Source organism: Terriglobales bacterium (assembly GCA_035651655.1).
Taxonomy (GTDB): domain Bacteria; phylum Acidobacteriota; class Terriglobia; order Terriglobales; family Acidobacteriaceae; genus DASRFG01.
The window spans coordinates 364,248-386,193 of sequence record DASRFG010000023.1; the positions used below are offsets into that span (position 1 = coordinate 364,248).

Here is a 21,946-nt window from a genome sequence, read left to right on the forward strand (position 1 = left end):
TCAATAAATCTTTATTTAGGAGTAGGCTTGGGCCGCCTTTTGAGGAGGTCCACTATGGCACCCCAAACTCCAGCCGGCATTGTGCGGCAAGCTTCGAACTGGTCAATTGCGTGGGGCGTTTTGTTGATCATCTTTGGGATGTTGGCCATCAGTTCGCCATTTCTGGCGGCCGTGGCGGTCAATGTAGTGATCGCCTGGCTCATCGTTTTGGCAGGCGTGGTTCACCTGGTGCTGGCGTTTCACGCCCATGGTGCTGGCAGCATGATCTGGAAGCTGCTGGTCGGCGTCGCGTATCTCGTCTTCGGTGTGTACCTGATCACCCATCCCGTTCTGGGAGTTACAGCTCTGACGTTAATCCTGGCGTCGCTCTTCTTGATTGAGGGCATCCTGAACATTGTTCTGTTTTTCAAGATGCGATCCACGCGGGGTTCGAGCTGGGTCCTGGTGGATGGGATTATCACCCTCCTGCTGGGGCTGCTGATTTACTTGCAATGGCCGTCGAGCGCCGCCTGGGCAATCGGCACCCTGGTGGGCGTGAGCATGATCATCAGCGGGATTACTCGGGTAATGCTGTCGTTAGCGGTGCGCAAGGTTACGGCCGCGGCGATAGCATAGTCGCAGGGCCTACGTTGTCATCAGCGTCCAAAGCACTACGCCCCGCCGCGCGCGCCGAACCTATGGTGTAATGACAAAGATTCTTGGTTGCACCCTCGCGCAGTTGTGTCATCGGCCGCGGCTCGTGCAATGGATCGGTCAGTGGGGTAGCGGGTGAAGTGCAAGACTACGGCTGCGCCGGGGTAGTCTTGGATTCTGCAGTTTGGTCGGCTTCCACCGGAACACTAACAGTTCCCATTCGACCGCTGAGGTTATCGCGCACAATGAACCGAACCGTGTACTTTCCCGGCGGTACGGTAATCATGCCGTCGTAAACAACCCCGTGCGCCACCACCTCTTCGGCTGTCGCTACCGGGAGCTTACCCTCTAGTTCCTTTACAAAATCTCCGGCAATGCCGCCCGGGGTTTTTGCGAAAGCCGCAAAGGTGACGCTGACTAGATTGTCATTGCTCTCATCAATCGAGATACCCGCACCCGGGACATTGAATCGGAACTTGAGCTGCACCTTCGGACCGTCGGATGTCTTGCCTGTCCAACGCACCAGCATAGGAACGGCGGTGAAGTCGGTTGGCGATATGACGGCAGTGTCCATATCCTCTCGTTCAGACTTCCTCGGATCGGGTGGTTTTGAGCTCACGTAATAGCCCGTGCGGGCCCGAACCTCAACTTGCGGCCGCCGCACTGTAACTTCCACCTTTCGCCACCCATTCTTACCTTTTTTCACATCAGTGTAGTAGCCGAGCAGGTAGTACTGAGTTCCGTCCTTCTGCGTGTCGTTATAACACCCGGCCAGGTTCATTCTGTAAACGCATAGTTTGCCACCGGTCATCTTGGCGAACGTCTCCAGGTTCGAGACCGAGTCGATCATGCGACGAGAGCGGGCAAATCTCCCGAATCTAGGCGATACAAACCCGGGGTTGAATAGTCCTCCCATATCCAGGGGGTAAACCGATATTTGCGATTCGTTCATAGCATTCCAGGTGGATTCATACAGGGGCAACAGATCACCCGTTCCAAAGCGGAATGAGACCGGATCGTCAGCCACAAAAGGCAAACCGCCGGTGGCCCAAATCAGCGACTTCCTTCCCGGTACTCCCGAGAACGATTCCGCAATCTGCCGCAGCGCGCGAAGTGTAATCTCTACACCGCGCACCTGCTGTTGCTGTTCAAATTGGTCGAATATGCCACTCTGAAACCCTTGCAGCTGCTGGGTAATCATTTCTTCATTCGACGGGGCACGTCCAAGTTGGCGCTGGACTTGCAATTCCGATTGCAAATCGGCCATGTCTGCCGCGCTCTTCTCCAAGCTCGATTGCTGACCGCGCACTTTCTTGACCGCTGCGGAGAGCACTTTGGGATCAGTTGTGAAATCGTTGATTACATTGAGGCCGTTAGAGCCGATCGTCATCAGGGCTACCGCTTCACCTGGCTGGAGACTCTCGTCTATAAATTTTAAGATTTCACGACGCGCGTGTACCTGGTCTTGGAAGCGAGTATTTAACGTATCTAGCACGATCATGGTGAGACGTTGAGTCTTCGCATCAGGCGTTACCGCGTTGGTGAATCCCATATCATTTTGATCAACACGCCGAATTCTGCCTGGTTCCGTCTTGATTTCTTCGAAGATTGAGATTTTCTGCGATTGTTTGTTCTCCAGCAGTTTGAAATCGTCCCTCGTCAATCCCGTTACATGGACGCCGCCATGTTCCGTAACCACGGTTGGAATTAGCACCAGTGACGTGTGCGACACAAAACGTGGTGTCCCCGAATCCTTCGGAACTGTGGATTGACCGAGCACAAGCGGAGGAGTCCCTTGCGTGATAAGGAGAGCTGCAGCAACCATCGTGCCAATTCGACTGGTCATATATCCTCGGATAATGGAAGGCGGGGCCTTCGCTGGGAGTTCACTGGTGAGGTTGGGAGCGGCCAGTTCTCTCCACGATGTATAGAGAGAGTACATCTACACTGGGCTATTCACAATGGGAGAGGCTTCCTAATCGTGGAACTAGATCACCTTGAATGCAGGTGGCCTGGCCCTTCCCTCCCTGAAACACCGCGCGTAGTGGATCATCACTCACATCGTGATCACGACACGGAATTGAGCCTGGCCGCTCATCATGCGCGCATAGGCTTCGCCGGCTTTCGCGAGCGGATACTTTTCGATCATGGGGCGCACTCCGGTCAACTCGGCGAAGCGGAGTGTATCTTCGGAATCGGTGGGGATCCCGGACGCCCAGCCCTGGATGTTCTTCTTGCCTTGAATTAGCTGGATGGGGGTGACCTCGATCGGATCGAAGCTGGCGCCTACAACCATCAGAGTGCCATTGTTGCCAAGGCCATCAATCAGCGCAGACATTGACTTCGAGTTGGGCGCAGTCGCGAGGATCACGCGGGCGCCGCCGAGCTTCTGCAGCTCTGCGGCTGGATTTTTTGCGACGCTATCGATGTAAACGCTGGCTCCCAGCTTCTTTGCCAAGATGCCATTCTCCGGGCCGCGTCCAATGGCCGCGACCCGGTAGCCGAACTTCTGCGCGAATTGAATGCCGAGGTGCCCGAGCCCACCGATTCCTTGCACCGCCACCAAGTCGCTCGGCAGCGCGCCGCTGTGGCGTAGCGCGTTAAAAGTGGTGACGCCCGCACACAGCAGTGGTGCGGCTTCCGCGGCATCAAGTGACTCCGGCATTCGCGCCAGCGCCTCAACTGGCGCCAGCATGTATTCCTGATAGCCACCGTCATAGCTGATTCCGGCAATCTTAAGATTGGCGCAGTTTCCAAAATCGCCCCGCCGGCAAGCCAGGCAGGTTCCGTCCTGCCCGCCATGCCACCCCACGCCCACGCGTTCGCCCTTCTTCCACTCGGTTACGTTTGCGCCAGCCTGGTCAATTCTGCCGGCTACCTCATGTCCGGGCACACGCGGATAGACAATGCCCGGCCAGACGCCTTCCTTTGTTAAGACATCACTGTGACAGACTCCGCAAGCCTCGACCCGAATTCTCACTTGGCGTGGCCCTGGCTGGGGGACCTCCCGCTCGACAAGCTCAAAATCGGCTCCCGCCTTCGGTACCTGCGCGACTTTCATTTTGGGCATTGCTTTATCTCCGCTCTATTTCCTCGAGAATTCACGTCAGCGGTTTGGATGCGGAGCAGCATTTTAAATATTCATTACTTCCAAAGCAGCTCTTGTTAAGGAATGCCGGCACGAATCATTGATCGAGAGCGAAGGGGATCAGGTGTGATTGGCAGGTGGAATGAGCCTGCGCAGTTCGATTCCCGGATTGGCGTGTGCCTGCGTCGCTCTTGCCGACTTCACGGATTTGGGTCATTCTGCTCTCGACCCTGATGACTCAGACTCTCAGTCCAGAGAATTTGGGAATTGAATCCTTGAACACAGCGAGGGTTTCACGCCGGCACGGCCGTCTGTGGCTTCTTTGTCTGCTGTTTTTTCTTTCCGGATTTCCAGCGTTGATCTATCAGATCGTCTGGCAACGTGCTCTATTTACCATCTATGGCGTAAACATTGAGTCCGTCACCATGGTGGTGACCGGCTTCATGCTGGGGCTTGGCTTGGGGAGTTTGCTGGGCGGCGAACTTTCCAAGCGTCATCTGCCTTTGGTCGCTCTGTTCGGTGTGGCAGAGCTGGCCATCTCCTTTCTCGGTCTGGCATCGTTGCGAATTTTTCATCTGGCTGCGCTGTACACCGCCGGCGCCAGCCAACTGCAAACCGGATTGATCTCGTTGCTGTTGGTGCTGCTCCCAACGCTATTAATGGGCTGCACCTTGCCTCTGCTGGTGACCCACAGCGTGCGCCTCTCCGGCAGTGTCGGAGGCTCGGTTGCCGGACTCTACTTTGCGAACACTATGGGCTCAGCGGTCGCCTGCTTCGCCGCCGCCGCATTCCTGATGCGAGTGCTTGGTCAGTCAGGCTCAATCAAGATCGCGGCCGCCATCAATGCCTGTGTTGGTCTGGGCGCACTCTTCTTTTATCGGCGGAGAGAAAAGGCAACAAGCGAGCTCGCGCCTGCCGTCGGTGGATATATAAACAACTCATCCTCAACTGACGCCGGCATCGCACTGGTACTGGCCGTGCTGCTCGCAGCCCTGGCGGGATTTATCGCCCTCGGTTACGAAATCTTTTGGTACCGCTTATTTTCCTATACCACCGGCGGCAAGGCCGCCAGTTTTGCGGTCATGTTGGGCACGTACCTTGCCGGCATTGCATTTGGATCACGCATCAGCGAAGACATCTGCCGCTCCTACACGGGCCATAAGCAACGTTTCCTCGTGCTCGTAGGCTTCTTCATTATCCTGGCAAACCTGTTTGGATTTTTTGTAGGGCCATTTATGGCCTTCGTAGTTCGCTGGTTTAGCTTGTATGCCGCCTTGCCGCTCATTGGTTTTGCGGCAGCGTTCATGGGAATGACCTTCCCGCTTCTCGCTCACGTCTCCATTCCCCCAGGGGAAAAAGCGGGTGCCCGGCTCAGCTATTTGTATTTCAGCAATATCGTGGGCTCGGCTGCGGGAAGCTTCCTGGTAGGTTTTATTTTGATGGATCGTTGGGGAATCCAGAAGATAGCGGTATTTTTGGCGGTTGTGGGACTTGCTATCGGCGTTTCGGTGTTGGTGGCCGTGCAAACGCCGTTGTCCCGAACACTTGTCTCTGTCGCTGGTTGTGCTTTACTCGTAATCGTTCTCTTTCTATCTGCGCCGGCGCTCTTCGGCAGCATCTATGAGCGTCTATTGCTGAAACAGATATGGCACAACCAACTCCAATTTAAGTATGTGGTCGAAACCAAGAGCGGTGTAGTCACTGTAACCCCCGATGGCGTGGTTTTTGGTGGTGGAGTTTACGACGGACGCTTCAACATTGATCTTGTTCACGATTCCAACCTGATCGTGCGTCCCTTCGCCCTCAGTTATTTTCACCCCAATCCGAGGCAAGTATTGATGATCGGCCTTGCTTCAGGTTCGTGGGCACAGGTGATCGCAAATCACCCTCAACTGGAGAAACTCACAATTGTAGAAATCAATCCGGGTTACTTGCGACTTATTCCCAACTTCCCCCAGGTGGCCAGTCTTCTCCGGAATCCTAAAGTGGAAATCATCATTGATGACGGACGCAGATGGTTGCTGCGGCATCCTGAGGAAACATTCGACGCTATCGTCCTGAACACGACCTTTCATTGGCGTGCTCACTCCAGCAACCTGCTTTCAGCGGAGTTCCTTAGATTGATTCGGGGGCACCTAAAGCCGGGCGGCGTGCACTTTTACAATACGACCGACAGCGAGGAGGTTTACCTCACCGGAAGCACCGTTTTTCCGTACTCGCTCAGGGTCGTCAACTTCTTAGCAGTAAGCGACTCTCCTATTCAAACTAACAAAGAACGGTGGCGGAATATCTTGCTGGATTATCGGATCGATGGAAGACCGGTGCTCGATTTAAGCCGCACCGAGGACCAAAACATCTTAACTGCCGTCCTTTCGCTGCCGGATCATGGCTCCGAGGCTAACCCGTTCCGCACGCGCCTAGCCATCGAGGATGCACGGACATACTCAAAGCTGTTCCGAGATCGGCGAGTTATTACCGACGACAATATGGGAACCGAGTGGCAATAAAATTCGGCTGGTTGTGCGCGAATTCCTCTATTGCCGCCAGCACTTTGTTCAATCCTCCGCAAATTCGGGGCGGAGTTTCCCACAGGCCCCAGTATTCCCTTAGTACACCCCCGGCTACATACCTTAGAAGATCTCTCTAAATTGTTTGTCTCTGGATTTCACCAATTCTGAGGCATTTAACGGATGGGCGCTTCTCCCCCGAACTGTTACTCCTTTGTATGTCAGCTTGAGCCTTGCGCTTAAGACCGTCAGCCCTACGTTGTCACCACTTCTTGAGGAGTTGTTAAATGAACCTGGCAAAAGTGGCTGCATGGATCCTGCTCGCGACCTCTCCAAGTTTGGCGGTTAGCGTCTCCGCAAAGTCATCGGGAACAACCTCGCCGGTCAGTGTGGCCGGGGTGGCGAGCTCCAGCCACCCCATCACGGGCTGGGCCATTTATGTGGATTCGGCTCTAGCTTTTAGGAAGAACACTTCGAGCTCAAACATGGCGCAGTATGTCAGCATGAGCAAGGGCACGCACAGCGTCACCGTGAAGGCATGGGACTCGACTGGCGCCAGCGGCAGCTCAAAGCTGACCGTAAACGTTACAGGCTCCGGGTCGGGTGGCGGCACCGGCACTGTCGGGCTCATTCCTACCCCGCCATCAAGCGCAAAAACGTGGACTAATGTTGATCAGGTGGGCGGCTGGCATGGGTGTGATAAGTGCGCCAACGGAGTAACTGCGACCTTCTGGTTTAAGCAGGGAGTCAGCAGCCCCTCACTGGACGGCAGTTCCATGCTGGGATACATAAAAGGTGGTTATCAACGTTGGGCAGACGATCTTTTTGTCAAGGAATTTGGAGACCAGCGCTGGGCCGACCACGTTCGGTTTGATATCACCTTTCGTTGGACTGCACCCAAAACCAAACAGCCCAACGGACGCTACGTGGTTCAAGGCATGGAATTTGACACGCTATTTCTGGATGACAGCTTCAAGTATTGGTTTGGCACACAGTGTTCCTACGGAAGCGGATGGTGGGACGTCTGGAACATTAAGGCACGGCACTGGCAGCACACTTCTATCCCTTGCCAGAGGTGGCCACCCGATTCCTGGCACACCGTGTCCTTCTATGGCACGCGGGACCGCAATACGAAATATGTTCACTTCGTGGCCCTGCGCGTGGATGGCAAAGATTTCAAGCTGAACACGCCCATGCCGGCCGCGCCGGTAGCAGCCGGCCACAACTTCAAATTCCAATGGGAGCAGAACACCGACCTGTACGGCGACCCCTGGTACATGTGGGTGGACAAACTCAAGGTCTCAATCTGGTAGAAAGTCTCGGCAGGCGGCCTTCACGCCTTATAAAAAGGCGCTGGTTCGAGGCCGCTTGCCCCATCCTTGCTCTTTCCCAATTCAGTGCTTGACAAATATCCCTGATTTTCTCCACACTCCGACTGTGCTCCGATTTCGGAACGCTGCGACGAGCATTCGTCGTTGCTTCTGATAGAGATCGGGGCCGCAAGGCTCGGAGCGTAATTGCTGTGAACACAAAGATTTCCAGTGCGGCCACTGCAAATCTTTGATTCCACAGCGGGAGGAGTCAGCTATCCACGTCCATTGCGAGAATCTAATTCCCATTGCTCTTTGCAGATTCCATGGTGCCCACCCATTGCACAAGAATCGTTACTCCGACCTCCGTAATGTTGACCCTCGCGGAAAACGGATTACTGTCGAACAATGAAGTCTCGGGCGAGCATCTTGATCGTGACCCTGTCGCTGCTCACAAGCTGTGCCAGCCGGTATACCTCGCGGGCGGCCCATTTTGTCCTACCCAGAAATTGCGTCACCGAGATGCGTTTCGCAAAGAAATCCGTTTGTCGCCCCCGTGTTGATGGATGGTTTGACTGCGACGGCTTGGTGGTCCAGGCGGCCTGCGTTAAGAAGGCGGAAGACGCTATCAGGTGATCGGATTCAGAGAAGCTGGATTAATCTGGCCGAGCGCATGACTCAGTTCCGTCCGATTGCATCTATAATCGGGGTCACTGCTGGCCAATTCACCTCAGGGAAAGCCCCTTGATGTCCGTTCGTAAACGTATTCTGCTGGTCGCTCCGAACCCAGACCTCTTGCACAGCCGCATTCTCGAGTCGGCCGGCTATGAAGTTGCGAGCGCAAGCAGTGTTTCTGAGGCCAGGAGAGTCTGGAAGCCGGGCAACTACGCCTTGGTGATCATCACGGCCAATCCGGAATCCGCTGAGGCGCTGGAGTTTTGCGAAGAGCTTAAGCTCGCCTACCCACCGCAATCGGTTGCTTTGCTTACCGGCTGGTATACCTATCTGCCCAAAGACAGTTGCCCGGATGCTGCTATCTCCCGGGTGGATGGGCCCGAGCATTTTTTGGCACGCGTGGGCGAATTGGTCGCAACCGCCTGACCACGGCCACACTCCTGCCCAATTCCTGGTCGTCATGCGGACAGCGCGGAAGTAAAGAAGTGTGTTCGCATGTACGATTGAGCACGGGCCGATGACCTTCCGCTTAAGTAAAGTTGCGCTACTTTTGGTTTGCACGTTTCTCTTCTCAGGGGAGCAGGCGGCTTTTCGCTCGACAGCTCCATTTGGAGAGTGGAAGCGGCTGGTCCAGGGACCGATTCTGGCGCCGCAAGGCAGCGGTTTCGAAGCAGCGGGCGTGTTCAATCCTGCCGTACTTGAAGAAGGTGGGCGATTCCTGATGCTCTACCGCGCGCAGGACAAGAACGGGAGCTCAAGTCTGGGCTATGCCAGCAGCTTCGACGGCGTTCATTTCTCGCGCCGTTCGCGTCCTGTGCTCGTACCTGAAAGCGCGTACGAGAGAGGCGGTGGCGTGGAAGACCCGAGGCTGATCAAAATTGGCGACACTTACTACTTAACCTATACCGGATATAACAAACACGATGCTCACCTTTGCCTGGCTACTTCGACGGACCTGATTCATTGGCGTCGCCGTGGAATTCTCTTACCCGCCTACAAGGGCCGCTGGAATATCGGGTGGACCAAGTCGGGCGCGATTCTCCGGGAGAAAATCCGCGGCAAATATTGGATGTATTACCTGGGAACCGCTCGCGACAAAACCGACCAGATGGGCGTCGCCTATTCATCTGACCTCGTGCATTGGACGGATGCTCTCGATCGTCCGGTCTTGCCGCGCCGTCCCGGCCGGTTCGATTCGCGAGTAGTAGAACCGGGGCCTCCCCCCATCGTGACTGACGACGGCATTTTTCTTATCTATAACGGCGCTGACGACCACCTGGTTTACCGCACTGGGTGGGTCGTGTTCGATAAACGAGACCCACGAATAGTACTGGCGCGGTCTGACCAGCCCCTCTTTCAACCCGAGCTGCAATGGGAGAAGATTGGCCAAGTGCCGAACGTCGTGTTTGTCGAAGGACTTGTCCGGGAAAAGGATCGCTGGCTGTTTTACTACGGTGCTGCCGATCAGTATGTCGGCGTGGCGACCGCTACCTATCGCCCATAATTCCCGCCGTTCTGTTATTCGCAAACTAGGCTTGTGATCTTTTCTGATTTCGGAGTATCTTGTGTCCGCCTCGAAAAGCCTGCACTCTCGTTATGTGTCCCTCCACTGCCTACAAATACGGCGGAAAACACAACCTCAATTGCAAATGCCCGATGTGTGGTGAGGATGGGGGAAAGCACACCTTGGGATGTGTGTGCCCTTCCTGTGGCGAAGTTGGGGGAACGCACATCCAACAGTGCCGTTGTGCATTTTGCAACAGCTGGTCTGGCGCCCATAATCGGTGGTGCCGGTGTCCAAAATGCGGCGAGACCGGCTGAAGATTGCTCATTTCGCAGCGTTGGCAGCGCTGCTTCCAGATGGCGGTCAGCTGAGTCAAACGTTATTCATTTAGGCCATAATGCTGGCGGAGGATCGCATGATGCTTCTTCGCCGCTTAATCCTGCTGGCCTGCCTAAGCACACTTTGCGTTTTGGCCGCTCATTCACAAACTGCTGGCCCGCAGGGCGCTTCGAAACCTAAGGTCCGCACCATCGCTGCATTTGTAAAAGTAGATGCTGCGAACTACGAAGGCCAGGTACGCGATGCGCTCGCCATGCTGCGCAACGCTCAACGTGCGTACGAGCAACACGGTTACCAAGTAGAGACTGTTCGCATCATCACACAGCCATTTCCGCAAATTATTCGTGGGCTCAGTGAGGAGCAGGCAATGGCCTTCTTCAGGGGATTCGATCAGCTCGCCAAGCGAGAATCATTTTTGCCGAACATCGGCCCGGCGATGTTGAGCGACTCTGATCCACAAGCCAATGCCGACCTGATGGCTCGGGTTCTTGCGCAAACTGAGCAGCTCAATGCCAGCCTGGTGGTCGCGGGAGAGGACGGGATCCACTGGAATGCAGTTCGCGCGGCAGCGCGCGCGTTGAAATATCTTTCTGAGCACAGTCCGCACAGCCAGGCGACCTTTCGTTTTGCCACAACTGCCATGTTGGCGCCCTATGGTCCGTTCTTTCCCGGTTCGTATCACACCGGCGCCGGACATCAGTTCGCAGTGGGTCTTGAGGCCGCCAATGTGGTGCAGGATGTCTTTGCGGCCCATCCCGGGAATTTTGAAGCCGCCGCCCAAGCTCTTACCGCCGAACTGACCCGCTACGATGTGGAATGCGAGCAGATCGCACGCCAAGTTGAAACCCGCTCCGGCTGGACCTACATGGGACTTGACCCTACACCCGCTCCTCTGGGGACGGTCTCAATGGGCGAAGCCATCGAAAAATTAACCGGCGCGAAGTTCGGCTCCAGCGGGACGATGACAGCAGCCGCTACGATTACGCGTGCGGTAAAGGCCGTGCCGGTTAAGCAGGTAGGATACGCGGGATTAATGGTTCCGGTGCTTGAAGACACAGTCCTGGCACAGCGTTGGACCGAAAGCACCTACAGCATTGATTCCCTGTTGGCATACTCCGCGGTTTGCGGAACCGGCCTGGACACGGTGCCGCTGCCAGGCGATGTAACCGAAGAGCAGTTAGCACGCATTTTCGGCGATATGGCTTCGCTCGCGTACAAGTGGAAGAAGCCGCTCTCTGCGCGGCTACAACCGGTGGCGGGAAAGAAGGCGGGAGACAAGACTGAATTCGATGACCCCCGCCTTGCCAATGCGGTTTTGCAGAAACTGCCCTAGACGAGAATGGCTAAGACGCAACCCGGGTCTGCTGGAAGAGTACAGCCTGCCAGCGACCATTCTTCTTCACATAAACACGGCTAAACACTAGCTGGCCGCTTATGTCTTTTCCGCCCATGGTGCCTTTCACGTCGGACTTGCCGGTCACCACCGCGGTGTTCCCATAGACTCGCACTTTCAAGTCAGAGAGTTCGTTGGAAGTGATTTTTATGTCGCCGGATTTTATAGCATTCATGGTTTGCGACTTATCCATCTCTTGGCCAAATGCATTGATCAGGGTGTAGTCGTCAGCGGTCAATTTATCAAGCGTTGCAACGTCGGCCTTTTTGACCGCCTCCACGCGGTCCATTTCTAGCTTCTTGATTTGATCTTCCACGCTACCCTTACGGGATGCGCTCTTCTTGCTCGATTTGTCTTTGTCCGTGTCGCCTTTGGGCTCGTCCTGAGCAAACGCCGGACCCATCAACGTCGCCATGGAAAAAAATGCGGCCAGCAGGAAAGCACTGATACGTTTCATGAAATGCTCCTCTTTCTTTCGCATTGAATTGACAAGTTCCGAGGGGCCTAAGGGGAGCCAGCTTAGGTCTCAGCATCACAGATTGTCAAATGAACCGCAGTGTAAGGTGTAAGTCCCTGAGCTTCTCAATGCGGAGCGGGGACCACGCGTGTCCGTGGCCGCACAGGAACGCGTGCGGGAGCGGGTGGCACCGCTGCAGGCGCACTCGCCGTCTCGGGTTGCATGAGCACTGCCTGCACCGAGGGCGGTAGCTTGTCTGCATTTGCCAACAGTATGCTGACCTCCCACATCTGGGCGGTTGATAAGGTGGGTTTGTATGCTGGCATGCCGGTGAGGCGAATGCCGTTAGCGACCTTCCAATAGCTCTCGCCCGGAGGATCGTCGGTCACACCTTTGCCCCGCAACAGTTCAGGAGGCTTGGGATATTCGCCTTTGGCGATGGGCGGGGGAGACATTTCATAAGGTAGGCCATGGCACATGGCGCAATGCTTGCGATAAATCTGCGCCCCGGCAAGGTAGTTTGATTCGTTGGCCTCAATCGGAACATCCCTGGGCATCTCTTTGTCCACCCGTGCATGCAGCGCCTTTTTTGCCAGCATTGTTTCAAAAGCCGGGGCTTGAGCCGAGGTCTCTACCGGCACCATACCCGTCGCGAAATACACATATATACCCACAGGTATGGCGAGCAAGCCGATAATCAAACCAACCATGAAAGGTCGCACGATAGCCTCCCGATGCACTCCATGTTTGTCTTAGAAGCTTGGGTTGATGCTACACCAGGGAACTCTGGTTTGCGTGAGATTGCCCCTAACCGCGCATCAAGCAAAATACTATTGTGCGGCGCTGGCATAGAAACCATTGCGGGTCAGAGCGGGTGTCTTTACTTGGAAGGCGCGTCGGTGAAGCTCTAGGCTGCGGCAGCTTGTTTGCTGCGTTGCGCGTCTGAGCAGCGGCTAAATTTAATGGGCGAGGTATGAACAGTGAGCGACAGTATGCGCCTTTCTTCAGGCGTCAGCGGTCTGCCCAGGTGCCGCTCCATTTCGGCCATTTGCTCGTCGCTAAGGGTCGGAACAGCCATAAACGGTTGGTTGGATGCTGCGAGCACCTCACAAGTTGTCAACGAACGTGACAGCGTTGCCGGCAAATCATGAGCGCCTGCGCCGTGGACAACTTGCTCAGGTTGTAATTCGTGTAACGGCTTAAAGACCGATATCTAAGGCTTTCCACGATAGAATAGGCGCCAGGAATTCTATGTCGGCAAGCAGCAAAATTCAGCCCACGGCTGCGCGCGCAACTGTCGTACGCAGCGAAGTGCCACCGGTCCCTCTCACCATTGAAGGTTCCAGCGTGCTGCATCAGATGTTTCGTTTCCGCTGGACGGGGTGGCGGCAGCTCGCGCCAAAAGAAAAGTCGGAGATCGAGCGCGAGGCCCGTCTTGCGCTGGAGCAGATGGAGCCCAGGCAAAGCGCCCTCTATTCCCTGCTCGGCCACAAGGGCGACCTGATCTTCGTACATTTTCGCAACTCATTTGACGAGCTCAAACAGGCGGAATTGGAGCTGGCGCGGTTGCGGCTCAGCGATTATCTGGAGGCCACGAGCTCGTATCTGTCAGTCGTCGAATTAGGCTTGTACGACTCGTCGGTGAAGCTCTACCAGCAGCTCGCGGATCAAGGTCTCGCGCCTCACTCCGAGGAATGGAATAAAGAAGTAGACCAAATGCTGGCCCGGCAGCGCGAGTCCATGCGGCCGCGGCTTTATCCCGAGATGCCGCCGAACCGCTACCTGTGCTTCTATCCCATGGATCGTCGCCGGGGAGAAGACAAGAACTGGTACACCCTGCCCATCGAGGAACGGCAGCGACAGATGCACGAACACGGCATGGTGGGCCGCCGCTACGCCGGCGAGGTGAAGCAGATCATCACCGGATCAATTGGATTCGACGATTGGGAGTGGGGCGTTGACTTATTCGCCGATAATCCACTCGTCTTCAAAAAGCTGATCTACGAAATGCGCTTCGATGAGGTCAGCGCAGTGTACGCTCTGTTTGGCCAGTTCTACGTAGGACTGCGCTGTGCGGCCGCGGACCTGGGGAAATTGCTCTCCGGCGACCTACCCGAACACAGCCAAAAACAACCCATGGCATAGCTGCGCAAAGGTATCGTCTTTGAGCGTGTGCGCTTGCTATGCAGAGCGACCCCTAAGCGACGCGTTCTTCTTTTTCGTTCCACGTTTAGCCGCAAACCGAAACTCGTGCTGGCCCATGTCCACGCGCCTTCCGCGGAAGGCCACACCTTCTGATTGCAAGCGCAGTCGCTGTTCCAGCCCGGATTCTCCGCGCAACTTGATCTCGCCTCCCGCACCTACTACTCGATGCCAGGGCAGACCGTGCGCCGAATGCAAAGCCCACACCACCTGCCGCGCCGCTCCCGGAAAACCGGCTGCGCGGGCGATTCCGCCGTAGGTGCAAACCATTCCCCGCGGGACCTTTGCAATGGCTGCCAATATGCGCTTATGCATAATTCACCAAGTAAGATTAGCGCTGCATTATCAGCATCAGGCCGGCGATGCACAGCCCAATTCCCAAAACGTTTTTGCCGCTCAGGTGCTCGCGGAAGAACAACAGCCCCACGCCAACCAGCAGAAGCGCAGCCATGGCATTTGCAATCGTCGCCACCAGACTGATCTTCCATCCCACGCGATACGCCAGCAATACGCCGAGCTCGATTCCGATGATGGCGATGCCCACGGCAAAGCTTCCCCAATTCAGATACTTGAACGAAGAAGTCATTGGTGAATCGCCGGGATAAAAAGGAACAATCAACAACGAGACCACCAGCGCGGTGGCGTAATTCACCATCAGCGACAGCATGGGATTCACTTGTGCCGGAATGGACTTCTGCGCAATGTGATAGAGAGTGGTGGCTACCACCACGATGATGATGGGGGCGTAGAACCTTAACATTCGTTTTAGCCTTTGACTAATCGGTGAGGAGCTTACGTCGAGAATATGGATGATGCACGCACCTTGCAAGGTGCGATCTCGTGGTCAAAGGAAACGGCCATAAGAAGGTGAGGTTGAGGACTGCGGACGGCAATTTCCTTCGCCAAGCTGCAGTCCCCAAAGGAAAATGACCTAGGCGACGGCGACTTTACGAAACGACTGCACAGCCTTTTCTACGCTGTCAAAAACCTCAAAGACCGTTAGTAATTTCGTGACCTGCAGCAGGTCGCCTACCCTCTTGGTTAAGCTAGCCAGTTTTACATCCCCGCCGGCGTTGCGGGCGGTGGTGTAAAGGGCAACCAGGGTGCCCAGTCCACCGCTATCAATGTAGTTGACGTCATTCAGGTTAAGGACGATCTGCTTGGTATCAGTCAGTAATCGTTTCACGGTTTCCCGCAGGGCAGCGGCTTCGTCGCCAAACACGATGCGGCCGACGCAATCCACTACCGTGACGCCATCCAACACCCGGGTACTCATTTTGAGCTGCATAGGAAATCCCTCCCAACAAGCGCAGCCCGCAAGGTTAACGCCAGAGACGGGCATCCGGCAAGGGGGAAATTAGGCTTACCGCAGCTCTGACCCTAGTTTCAACAGCCAATTTCGACAAGGTTTTCGCTACCCGAAGCAGCGCTCAGGCCGCTCCGGCCTCACGTATAATCAGATTCTCCGCTATGAGTTACCAGGTCCTCGCGCGTAAGTACCGTCCACAACGTTTTTCGGATGTCATTGGGCAGGAGCACGTTACGCGTACTCTGAAGAATGCCATTTCCCAGGAGCGGATCGCCCACGGCTACATCTTCAGCGGCCATCGCGGGATCGGCAAAACTACCGTGGCGCGCATCCTGGCCATGGCCCTGAATTGCCGCTCGGCCGACAAACCGGTCTCTGAGCCTTGCGGAGTTTGCGAATCCTGCACGGAAATTCGTGCCGGGAATTCGGTTGACGTCATCGAAATTGACGCCGCCACCAACCGCGGTATTGACGAGATCAGGGAGCTGCGCGATGCAGCACGCTATCGCCCGGCGCGGGACCGCTACAAGATCTGGATCCTGGATGAAGCCCACCAGATTACGGATGCCGCTTTCAATGCGCTTCTGAAAACGTTGGAAGAGCCGCCGGGGCATGTGGTTTTCATGCTGGCGACCACCGAACCTGAGGACATACCGCAGACCATCCGCTCGCGCTGCCAGCACTTCAGCTTTCATGCAGTTCGATTTGACGACATTCTGAGCCAACTTCGGGAAATTACCGGGCGGGAAAAAATCCAGTATGAGCCGGATGCTCTGGCGCTGCTGGCAGAAGCCGGCGACGGTTCGATGCGCGATGCTCTTTCAATCCTCGACCAGGCTATTGCCTGTTGTGGCGATACTTTAACTGCAGACACTGTACGTCAACTTGTCGGCAGCGTTCCCTCCGCGAGCTTGGAACAAGTAATGCAAGCGGTGGAACGGGGATCGAGCGAAGAAGTGCTGCGCCTTGCTGACAAGCTGATCACCGAGGGGCAGAATCCCACTCACTTTGCCCGCCAGCTGGTTAAGTTTTTACGCAACGCGATTGTGGCCAAGGTGGCCGGTAAGGATTCTGAACTGTTGCAGATTTCAAGTGATGAGCGAGCGCGGGTATCGCGTGTGGCAGAAATGTTTGGCGAGGAAGACCTCGCCCGTTTCCTGCAAATTATGCTGCGTACTCACGGCGAGCTGGGATACAAGCAGGAACAGCGGCTGCATCTTGAGTTGGGACTGCTGAAAATGGCGCACGCGCAGCGGCTGCTGCCCATCGAACAAGTGCTGAGCGAAGCGGGTTCGGCCGCGGCGACTCCCGTCCGCTCATCGATTACAGCTTCTTTGCCGTCACAAAGTACAGTGCCAGCCGCGGAAAGGCCTGGCAGAGTTTCGCCATTTGCGGCTGATAGTGCTCGCAAAGGTGAAGGTCCGAGATCAAGGATGGAGAGCGATTCTGCCACGGAAGCGGCCTACAGCCCCTTTTCAGCTAGCGGCTCTGGAGCAGCAGTTGTGATGGGGGCGGCAGCTCCGGCCATTGCCACGGAGAAAGAGCCGCAAGAACGCATTGGCCCACAGGCAGTTCCAGAGCCAGCGGCGGCAGGCGCCGATGACAAGTTGCGCCAGGCGGTATTGACCGATCTGGAAAAGGGCGGCCATCGCATGCTGGCATCCATGCTGGATGATGGTGACTGGCAAATTCAAGGCAATGAGCTCACCATCAAGGCTGCAGCTTCCGAGGTGGTGGTGGAGATGGCTTTTGGGGCTGCGCCGAAAAAGATTGCGGTCGCAGCCGCCAGCAACGCCGCCGGACGCCCAATGAGAGTGCGAGTGGTTGGCGGCGGTGCGGGCAACGGCAACGCTCGTGCGCGTTCCAATAATACGCAGTCTAGTGGCGGTGAGGGCCGCAGCCGGGCGGTGAATGATCCAGTAGTGCGTCGCATGCAGGAAAAATTCGGCGCCGAAATCCGCACCATTATTGATCACCGCGACAAGCGCTGATGTTTTTATGGAGGCGCCTGCGGGCGGGCGTCTCCTTTTCATAACACGAGGAATTATGGCGGGATTCAATCTGCAAGAAGTAATGTCAGCGGCCAAACGGCATTACGACCAGCTGCAAAAAAAGATGGAAGAGACGGTCGTAGAGGCCTCGGCTGGCGGCGGCACCGTCAGTGTAAGGATGAACGGACGCAAGCAGGTGCTGAACCTGACCATTGATCCAGAGGCGGTGAAGTCCGGGGACGTGGAAATGCTTCAGGACCTGGTGACTGCCGCGGTCAACGAAGCCGGCCGGAAGGTGGATGAAACTATGCAATCCACGGTTGGTGGCATGCTAGGCGGAATGGGGATCCCTGGAATGAATTTGTAACTGAATAATTTTTAGTCTGGTACATCATCCGATAACACATTTCCCGATTTCACTTTTTCCTATGTCCAAATTTGCCGAGCCGATGTCGCGGCTGATTGACGAATTCAAGAAGCTGCCAGGAATTGGCAGTAAAACCGCGCAACGGCTTGCGTTCTACGTGCTGCGCTCAAGCGACGATGACGCCGAAGCTCTGGCGGCGGCGGTTCGCGATGTTAAGGCCAGGTTGCGCCTGTGCTCCGTCTGCAACAACATCACTGATGTTGATCCCTGCGCCTACTGTGCCAGCGCAACCCGCAACCAGCGCCAGGTTTGCGTGGTGGAGGAACCCACCAATATCGCTGCGATCGAGAAGACCCGCCATTTCAATGGCGGTTACCACGTGCTGCATGGGTCGATCTCGCCGCTGCATGGCGTCGGGCCTGACCAACTCCGCCTTGCCAATCTGACCCGCCGAGTCGAAGCCGGCCAAGTGGATGAGGTGATCATCGCCACCAATCCCACGGTCGAAGGCGAAGCCACCGCGGTTTATATTGCGCAGTTGTTAAGGCGGCCCGGCGTAAAGGTGACCCGCATCGCAATGGGCATTCCTGTGGGCAGCGACATCGAGTACACCGACGAGGTCACTATGCTCAAGGCCATGGAAGGGCGACGGGAAGTGTAGCCCGTGCGGCAGGCATCACTCATTTCCTAATTTGTGCAAAAGATTTAGCACACCCAACTGCGACAAAATCCCAGGCCGTTCTTACCTGATCGGCTCATCAACAACTTACGAAGGCAGTACCTAAGACAGCTGTAAGGGCCACCCGTGGCCCGTTACGTGCAACTGTCTACGCGTCCGTTTCCTCGCTCTCTGATTTGGGCGTCGCGCGGCGATGTAACCGCATCCTCACACGACAATCCCAGAACCGGGCCAACCAGCCCGGTTTTTTTTCTTATTGTCCCAGCTTCGCGAGCAGATCCTGAGGGTGTACCGGTTTGGCGAGTATCTCAAACTCGTGGCCTTGAGCGCGGGCTGTCTCCAGCAAATCTGCGGTAGCCGCCTGCCCGGAAAAGAGAAGTATTTTGCAGCCAGGAACGGAATGACGTACCTCGATGGCTACATCAATGCCTGTTATCGGCTCATTTTTGAAGATCACATCGCTGATCAGAAGATTGGGACGAAGCTTTCGCGCGCGGTCAATGGCATCCTGCCCGCTATAAAGGGGCAAAGCCTCGAAGCCATTCTGGTTCAGGATGATGGCAAGGGTATCCGCAATCACCCGTTCGTCGTCAACCACCAGGACCTTGGGTTTGACCCGGTTGTTCATGCTTACGATCCCTTTCCTAGGCGAACGAACATTATATCGGGAGCGGCAGATTTTGAGGGTGGGCTTAGCTGTTGGAATTGAGAATTCTGGGCGGATTGAAGCGCGCTCTCCCCCCGAGGGTGTTATGTCAAGCGTGTCCAACCGTGGCACCTCGCAATTACCTTCGTAATGATGCACTTACCGGCATATGGCCTTAGGCTTAAGGCAGCGAGGGGTGTCCCATCATTACTGATACTAATGCGGATAGCCGAATGGCGGCAGCGCGGGTCTTCGTCCACAGCCTTAACATCTTGGTTAAGTATGTTCGGCTGTATGGCTTTGACCATAAGCGCACGAACAGCCAGTTCCGCATTGCTTGGCAGGAACTGCAATCCTCATTACCCACGAATGGAAAATCTGGATTTCTGCTAGGAGTCTCCGGAGACAAGCTATTGCTGGACGGAATTCCACTGGAGAGCGGCCAGGCGGAGCAGAGCTTTGCGCGACTGCTCTCTGCAGCGGGTCTTGCCAGCCTGCATTTCTCCTCAGGCGTCAAAGTTAACGATTTCTCACGGTTAGTACGCGCGTTTGCTACCGGTGGCTCCAAGGCGGAAGCTGTCGCGGAGCAGATCAAGGCGGCGCTCGGAGACGAAAGCGAGAGCACGATCAAGGTCAACGAGGTACGGTTCGTAGCCCACGACCCAGCAGCGGGAGAGATCCCGCTTGCCGCGCAGATCGCCGCTCAAAATCTGGGACCGGAATTCAAGGAGTGGCTGAGCGATCCACAGAAGTTGATTCAGTTAATTACCGCCGCGGAAGGCGCCAAGGGGCCCGAAGGCGTAGGCGCGGGACAAAGCGGACAAGCCTTCGCCCCGGCAGTCGCTCCTTTACAAGAGCACGAAGTGGTTCAGGGCATCCGCCTCCTAACTAAGTTTGGAGAGCTTTCGCAGGAAGGGCAGGATGGTAAGTCAGAAACTTCGGGCGCAGCGGACCCGCAACTTAAAGCTGCACTGCGTGACATGCTTGACAAAGCAGCCGCTCAAACCCCCGGAGGCACGGCCCCGGATTCGGTACTGCTGATGAAGGCTGCCGAGCACCTTGCCATACGCTTTGCGCTCGAGCGCTTCCAGCGCGGCGACGTGCGGGTGAATGCCGTGCACGAGATGCTCGAGCGGATGAGCAAGCAGATGGAGGCTTTGCGCAAGGTTTTGCGCGTCCACGAAGAGAAAATGAGCCGCGCCGGCATGCTGGTGGAATCGCATGCCGATATCCTGGACCGGCAATTCTGGGCAGAAGTTCCGGAGTCGGGCAAACGCAGCGTGTTGATGTCTCCCGACGCGCCCTGTGTTCCCGCGCGAAACGTGCGTTCCTACGTAGAGGACCTGATGCAGCGCCCGGACCAGGAGACTGCGATCCAGGTTTTGAGAAATTATTGCGAGTGCGTGGCCAGCCGCGATTTGGAATCTCGCTGCAAGACAGCGACCGGCCTTAGCCAGTTGGCCGATGTCTACAACGCCGTTGGCGGGGATGTGCTGGCTTATGCCATTCGCCGGGTTTCCGACCAGCTGCGGGAAGAAAACGAACTGGAAGCTCAGAGCTTGCTGAGTGCTGCTTTCGTTCGCCTGAGCCAGGAGGCGAGCACACGACGCAATTTTACTGCCGTGCGCCAAGTTCTCTCCTCCATGCAAGAGGTCGAACAAAAACGGCCGGTTCTGGCCCAGGACCTGCGCCCACGCGTAGGTGTGGAAAATCGCCTGGCCGAATTCATCGAAGAAGCGCTTCGCCTGCCGCAAATACCGGCAGACTTGCTGGAAGTTCTACGGCACGCGCCCAGTTCAGCCGCGGAACAGATTGCCGAGCGCTTCTCGCGTTGCAATCACCGGCAAGAATGCGACCGCATGGTGGAGCTGATCGAACAGGTGGGCGAGCAGGCGAGCACACATCTGCGCCAGCTCTTGCGCATGGGACCGGTCCGACAAGCAGCCGCGAGCGTTGGCATACTGAGCCGCATCAACCACTCTGCAGTTCTGGAATTGCTCCCCGCCCGCATGCGCGAGTGGAATCGGCTGTATCACGACATCATCGTGCGTCAGATCTCGCTGAGCAACGCGCCCCAGCGCGGCCAAATTCTGATGGAGTTGCTGGACGTGCTGGAACCGCTAGTCCTGCCCCAGGCGTTGGATGAAATCGGTTTTAGCGGGGACCGCTCATTAGCCCCTGCGCTCATCGTGCTGGCTGGCGAGGGCACCACGGAATCGCGCTCACCTTTTATCCGGCTTAAAGCGATCGAAGCTTTAGGACGCTTGCGCGACCATAGCGCGCTTCCCCTGCTGTGCAACTTGATCGAAGCCAAGAAGATGTGGAAATGGATCCATCCCCGCGAATTACGAGTCGCCGCAGCCCAGGCTTTATTGAAGATCGAACCCAGCTGTGGCCCGGACCTGCTTAAAGAATGTGGTTTTACTGCCGACGATCTTGAACTCTTGCCGCTGGATGCCCAAGAATCAAGCTGGGCGCGGCAGCGGCGTTATGAGCGAATTGTGCCCGAGCGCACCGTGGCGGGCGTGGCCAGCAGTTCATGGGGACGTTCGGACCTGGTGATCCGGCAATTAAGCATGGGCGGTGGACTGGCTGATAAAGACGATAGCTTACGCCTGGGATCCGAGGCCAGCCTGGACCTGCAACTCGGCCTTCGCCATGTTCGCAGCCAAGTGATGTTGCGACGTGCTCGTCAAGGCGAAATCAGCTTCGAAATTGTGGACATGGAACTGGACGAACGTTCGAAGCTGCGCCGCCTGCTCTCAGACCAACTGCACCGCATGGTTCCGGCAATACCAGCGATCCTCAATTAGGAAAGCCTCTGCCCCGCACCGGAGCAGAGGCAA

General features: G+C 56.2%; 19 protein-coding genes. 11 read left to right on the forward strand and 8 right to left on the reverse strand.

Features of this window, described 5'->3' with window-relative positions; translation table 11 throughout:
• The first annotated feature begins 54 nt into the window (after positions 1 to 54).
• Entirely contained in the window at positions 55 to 615 is a 561-nt protein-coding gene (locus tag VFA76_10030) for a DUF308 domain-containing protein (protein HZR32172.1), read from the forward strand.
• Positions 616 to 781: 166 nt separating this feature from the next.
• On the opposite strand, the gene VFA76_10035 is transcribed toward VFA76_10030, so the two are convergent.
• The gene (locus VFA76_10035) at positions 782 to 2,479 is read right to left on the reverse strand and encodes a VWA domain-containing protein (protein ID HZR32173.1); all 1,698 of its coding nucleotides are present in this window, start codon (positions 2,477 to 2,479) and stop codon (positions 782 to 784) included.
• Between the two features lie 210 nt (positions 2,480 to 2,689).
• Complete coding sequence (locus VFA76_10040; GenBank protein HZR32174.1) at positions 2,690 to 3,703, reverse strand: alcohol dehydrogenase; 1,014 nt, start codon at positions 3,701 to 3,703, stop codon at positions 2,690 to 2,692.
• 374 nt (positions 3,704 to 4,077) lie between these two features.
• Between VFA76_10040 and VFA76_10045 the strand changes: the two genes are divergently transcribed.
• From VFA76_10045 to VFA76_10065, 5 genes are all read left to right on the forward strand, one after another.
• Entirely contained in the window at positions 4,078 to 6,228 is a 2,151-nt protein-coding gene (locus tag VFA76_10045; protein HZR32175.1) for a hypothetical protein, read from the forward strand.
• Positions 6,229 to 6,515: 287 nt separating this feature from the next.
• The gene (locus tag VFA76_10050) at positions 6,516 to 7,541 is read left to right on the forward strand and encodes a hypothetical protein (GenBank protein ID HZR32176.1); all 1,026 of its coding nucleotides are present in this window, start codon (positions 6,516 to 6,518) and stop codon (positions 7,539 to 7,541) included.
• A 744-nt stretch (positions 7,542 to 8,285) separates the two neighbouring features.
• A complete protein-coding gene (locus VFA76_10055; protein ID HZR32177.1) occupies positions 8,286 to 8,639 on the forward strand; it encodes a hypothetical protein in 354 nt (117 codons plus the stop codon).
• Positions 8,640 to 8,730: 91 nt separating this feature from the next.
• Positions 8,731 to 9,717 carry a glycoside hydrolase family 130 protein gene (locus VFA76_10060; GenBank protein HZR32178.1) on the forward strand — a complete coding sequence of 329 codons (987 nt, stop codon included), beginning with the start codon at positions 8,731 to 8,733 and terminating at the stop codon, positions 9,715 to 9,717.
• A gap of 415 nt (positions 9,718 to 10,132) precedes the next feature.
• Entirely contained in the window at positions 10,133 to 11,389 is a 1,257-nt protein-coding gene (locus VFA76_10065) for a DUF711 family protein (GenBank protein ID HZR32179.1), read from the forward strand.
• Positions 11,390 to 11,399: 10 nt separating this feature from the next.
• Here the strand turns inward: VFA76_10065 and VFA76_10070 are convergent, their stop codons facing one another.
• Positions 11,400 to 11,906: a nuclear transport factor 2 family protein gene (locus tag VFA76_10070; protein HZR32180.1), complete on the reverse strand. Its 507-nt coding sequence runs from the start codon at positions 11,904 to 11,906 to the stop codon at positions 11,400 to 11,402.
• Between the two features lie 125 nt (positions 11,907 to 12,031).
• Entirely contained in the window at positions 12,032 to 12,628 is a 597-nt protein-coding gene (locus VFA76_10075; GenBank protein HZR32181.1) for a cytochrome c, read from the reverse strand.
• A gap of 529 nt (positions 12,629 to 13,157) precedes the next feature.
• Here VFA76_10075 and hemQ point away from each other — a divergent pair.
• A complete protein-coding gene (gene hemQ, locus VFA76_10080; protein HZR32182.1) occupies positions 13,158 to 14,051 on the forward strand; it encodes a hydrogen peroxide-dependent heme synthase in 894 nt (297 codons plus the stop codon).
• Between the two features lie 36 nt (positions 14,052 to 14,087).
• Here the strand turns inward: hemQ and VFA76_10085 are convergent, their stop codons facing one another.
• From VFA76_10085 to VFA76_10095, 3 genes are all read right to left on the reverse strand, one after another.
• Complete coding sequence (locus VFA76_10085) at positions 14,088 to 14,423, reverse strand: MGMT family protein (GenBank protein HZR32183.1); 336 nt, start codon at positions 14,421 to 14,423, stop codon at positions 14,088 to 14,090.
• A 16-nt stretch (positions 14,424 to 14,439) separates the two neighbouring features.
• Positions 14,440 to 14,868: a hypothetical protein gene (locus VFA76_10090; protein HZR32184.1), complete on the reverse strand. Its 429-nt coding sequence runs from the start codon at positions 14,866 to 14,868 to the stop codon at positions 14,440 to 14,442.
• 171 nt (positions 14,869 to 15,039) lie between these two features.
• Entirely contained in the window at positions 15,040 to 15,384 is a 345-nt protein-coding gene (locus tag VFA76_10095) for an STAS domain-containing protein (GenBank protein HZR32185.1), read from the reverse strand.
• A 194-nt stretch (positions 15,385 to 15,578) separates the two neighbouring features.
• Here VFA76_10095 and dnaX point away from each other — a divergent pair, with 194 nt between their 5' ends.
• From dnaX to recR, 3 genes are all read left to right on the forward strand, one after another.
• Entirely contained in the window at positions 15,579 to 17,408 is a 1,830-nt protein-coding gene (dnaX, locus tag VFA76_10100; protein HZR32186.1) for a DNA polymerase III subunit gamma/tau, read from the forward strand.
• Between the two features lie 55 nt (positions 17,409 to 17,463).
• Positions 17,464 to 17,775, forward strand: a complete 312-nt coding sequence (locus VFA76_10105) for a YbaB/EbfC family nucleoid-associated protein (protein HZR32187.1) — start codon at positions 17,464 to 17,466, stop codon at positions 17,773 to 17,775.
• A 61-nt stretch (positions 17,776 to 17,836) separates the two neighbouring features.
• Positions 17,837 to 18,436, forward strand: coding sequence for a recombination mediator RecR (gene recR / locus VFA76_10110; GenBank protein HZR32188.1), 600 nt, complete (start codon positions 17,837 to 17,839; stop codon positions 18,434 to 18,436).
• Positions 18,437 to 18,707: 271 nt separating this feature from the next.
• Here the strand turns inward: recR and VFA76_10115 are convergent, their stop codons facing one another.
• Positions 18,708 to 19,082: a response regulator gene (locus tag VFA76_10115; protein HZR32189.1), complete on the reverse strand. Its 375-nt coding sequence runs from the start codon at positions 19,080 to 19,082 to the stop codon at positions 18,708 to 18,710.
• A 251-nt stretch (positions 19,083 to 19,333) separates the two neighbouring features.
• Between VFA76_10115 and VFA76_10120 the strand changes: the two genes are divergently transcribed.
• Positions 19,334 to 21,913 carry a HEAT repeat domain-containing protein gene (locus VFA76_10120; GenBank protein ID HZR32190.1) on the forward strand — a complete coding sequence of 860 codons (2,580 nt, stop codon included), beginning with the start codon at positions 19,334 to 19,336 and terminating at the stop codon, positions 21,911 to 21,913.
• The last annotated feature ends 33 nt before the right edge of the window (positions 21,914 to 21,946 follow it).

Coding starts and splice junctions, on each gene's coding strand:
- VFA76_10050 (HZR32176.1), top strand. CDS start 6,516: ATGAACCTGGCAAAAGTGGCTGCATGGATCCTGCTCGCGACCTCTCCA.
- VFA76_10120 (HZR32190.1), top strand. CDS start 19,334: ATGGCGGCAGCGCGGGTCTTCGTCCACAGCCTTAACATCTTGGTTAAG.
- VFA76_10070 (HZR32180.1), bottom strand. CDS start 11,906: ATGAAACGTATCAGTGCTTTCCTGCTGGCCGCATTTTTTTCCATGGCG.
- VFA76_10090 (HZR32184.1), bottom strand. CDS start 14,868: ATGTTAAGGTTCTACGCCCCCATCATCATCGTGGTGGTAGCCACCACT.
- VFA76_10105 (HZR32187.1), top strand. CDS start 17,464: ATGGCGGGATTCAATCTGCAAGAAGTAATGTCAGCGGCCAAACGGCAT.
- VFA76_10055 (HZR32177.1), top strand. CDS start 8,286: ATGTCCGTTCGTAAACGTATTCTGCTGGTCGCTCCGAACCCAGACCTC.
- recR (HZR32188.1), top strand. CDS start 17,837: ATGTCCAAATTTGCCGAGCCGATGTCGCGGCTGATTGACGAATTCAAG.
- VFA76_10115 (HZR32189.1), bottom strand. CDS start 19,082: ATGAACAACCGGGTCAAACCCAAGGTCCTGGTGGTTGACGACGAACGG.
- VFA76_10030 (HZR32172.1), top strand. CDS start 55: ATGGCACCCCAAACTCCAGCCGGCATTGTGCGGCAAGCTTCGAACTGG.
- VFA76_10035 (HZR32173.1), bottom strand. CDS start 2,479: ATGACCAGTCGAATTGGCACGATGGTTGCTGCAGCTCTCCTTATCACG.
- VFA76_10085 (HZR32183.1), bottom strand. CDS start 14,423: ATGCATAAGCGCATATTGGCAGCCATTGCAAAGGTCCCGCGGGGAATG.
- VFA76_10060 (HZR32178.1), top strand. CDS start 8,731: ATGACCTTCCGCTTAAGTAAAGTTGCGCTACTTTTGGTTTGCACGTTT.
- VFA76_10040 (HZR32174.1), bottom strand. CDS start 3,703: ATGCCCAAAATGAAAGTCGCGCAGGTACCGAAGGCGGGAGCCGATTTT.
- dnaX (HZR32186.1), top strand. CDS start 15,579: ATGAGTTACCAGGTCCTCGCGCGTAAGTACCGTCCACAACGTTTTTCG.
- hemQ (HZR32182.1), top strand. CDS start 13,158: ATGTCGGCAAGCAGCAAAATTCAGCCCACGGCTGCGCGCGCAACTGTC.
- VFA76_10065 (HZR32179.1), top strand. CDS start 10,133: ATGATGCTTCTTCGCCGCTTAATCCTGCTGGCCTGCCTAAGCACACTT.
- VFA76_10095 (HZR32185.1), bottom strand. CDS start 15,384: ATGAGTACCCGGGTGTTGGATGGCGTCACGGTAGTGGATTGCGTCGGC.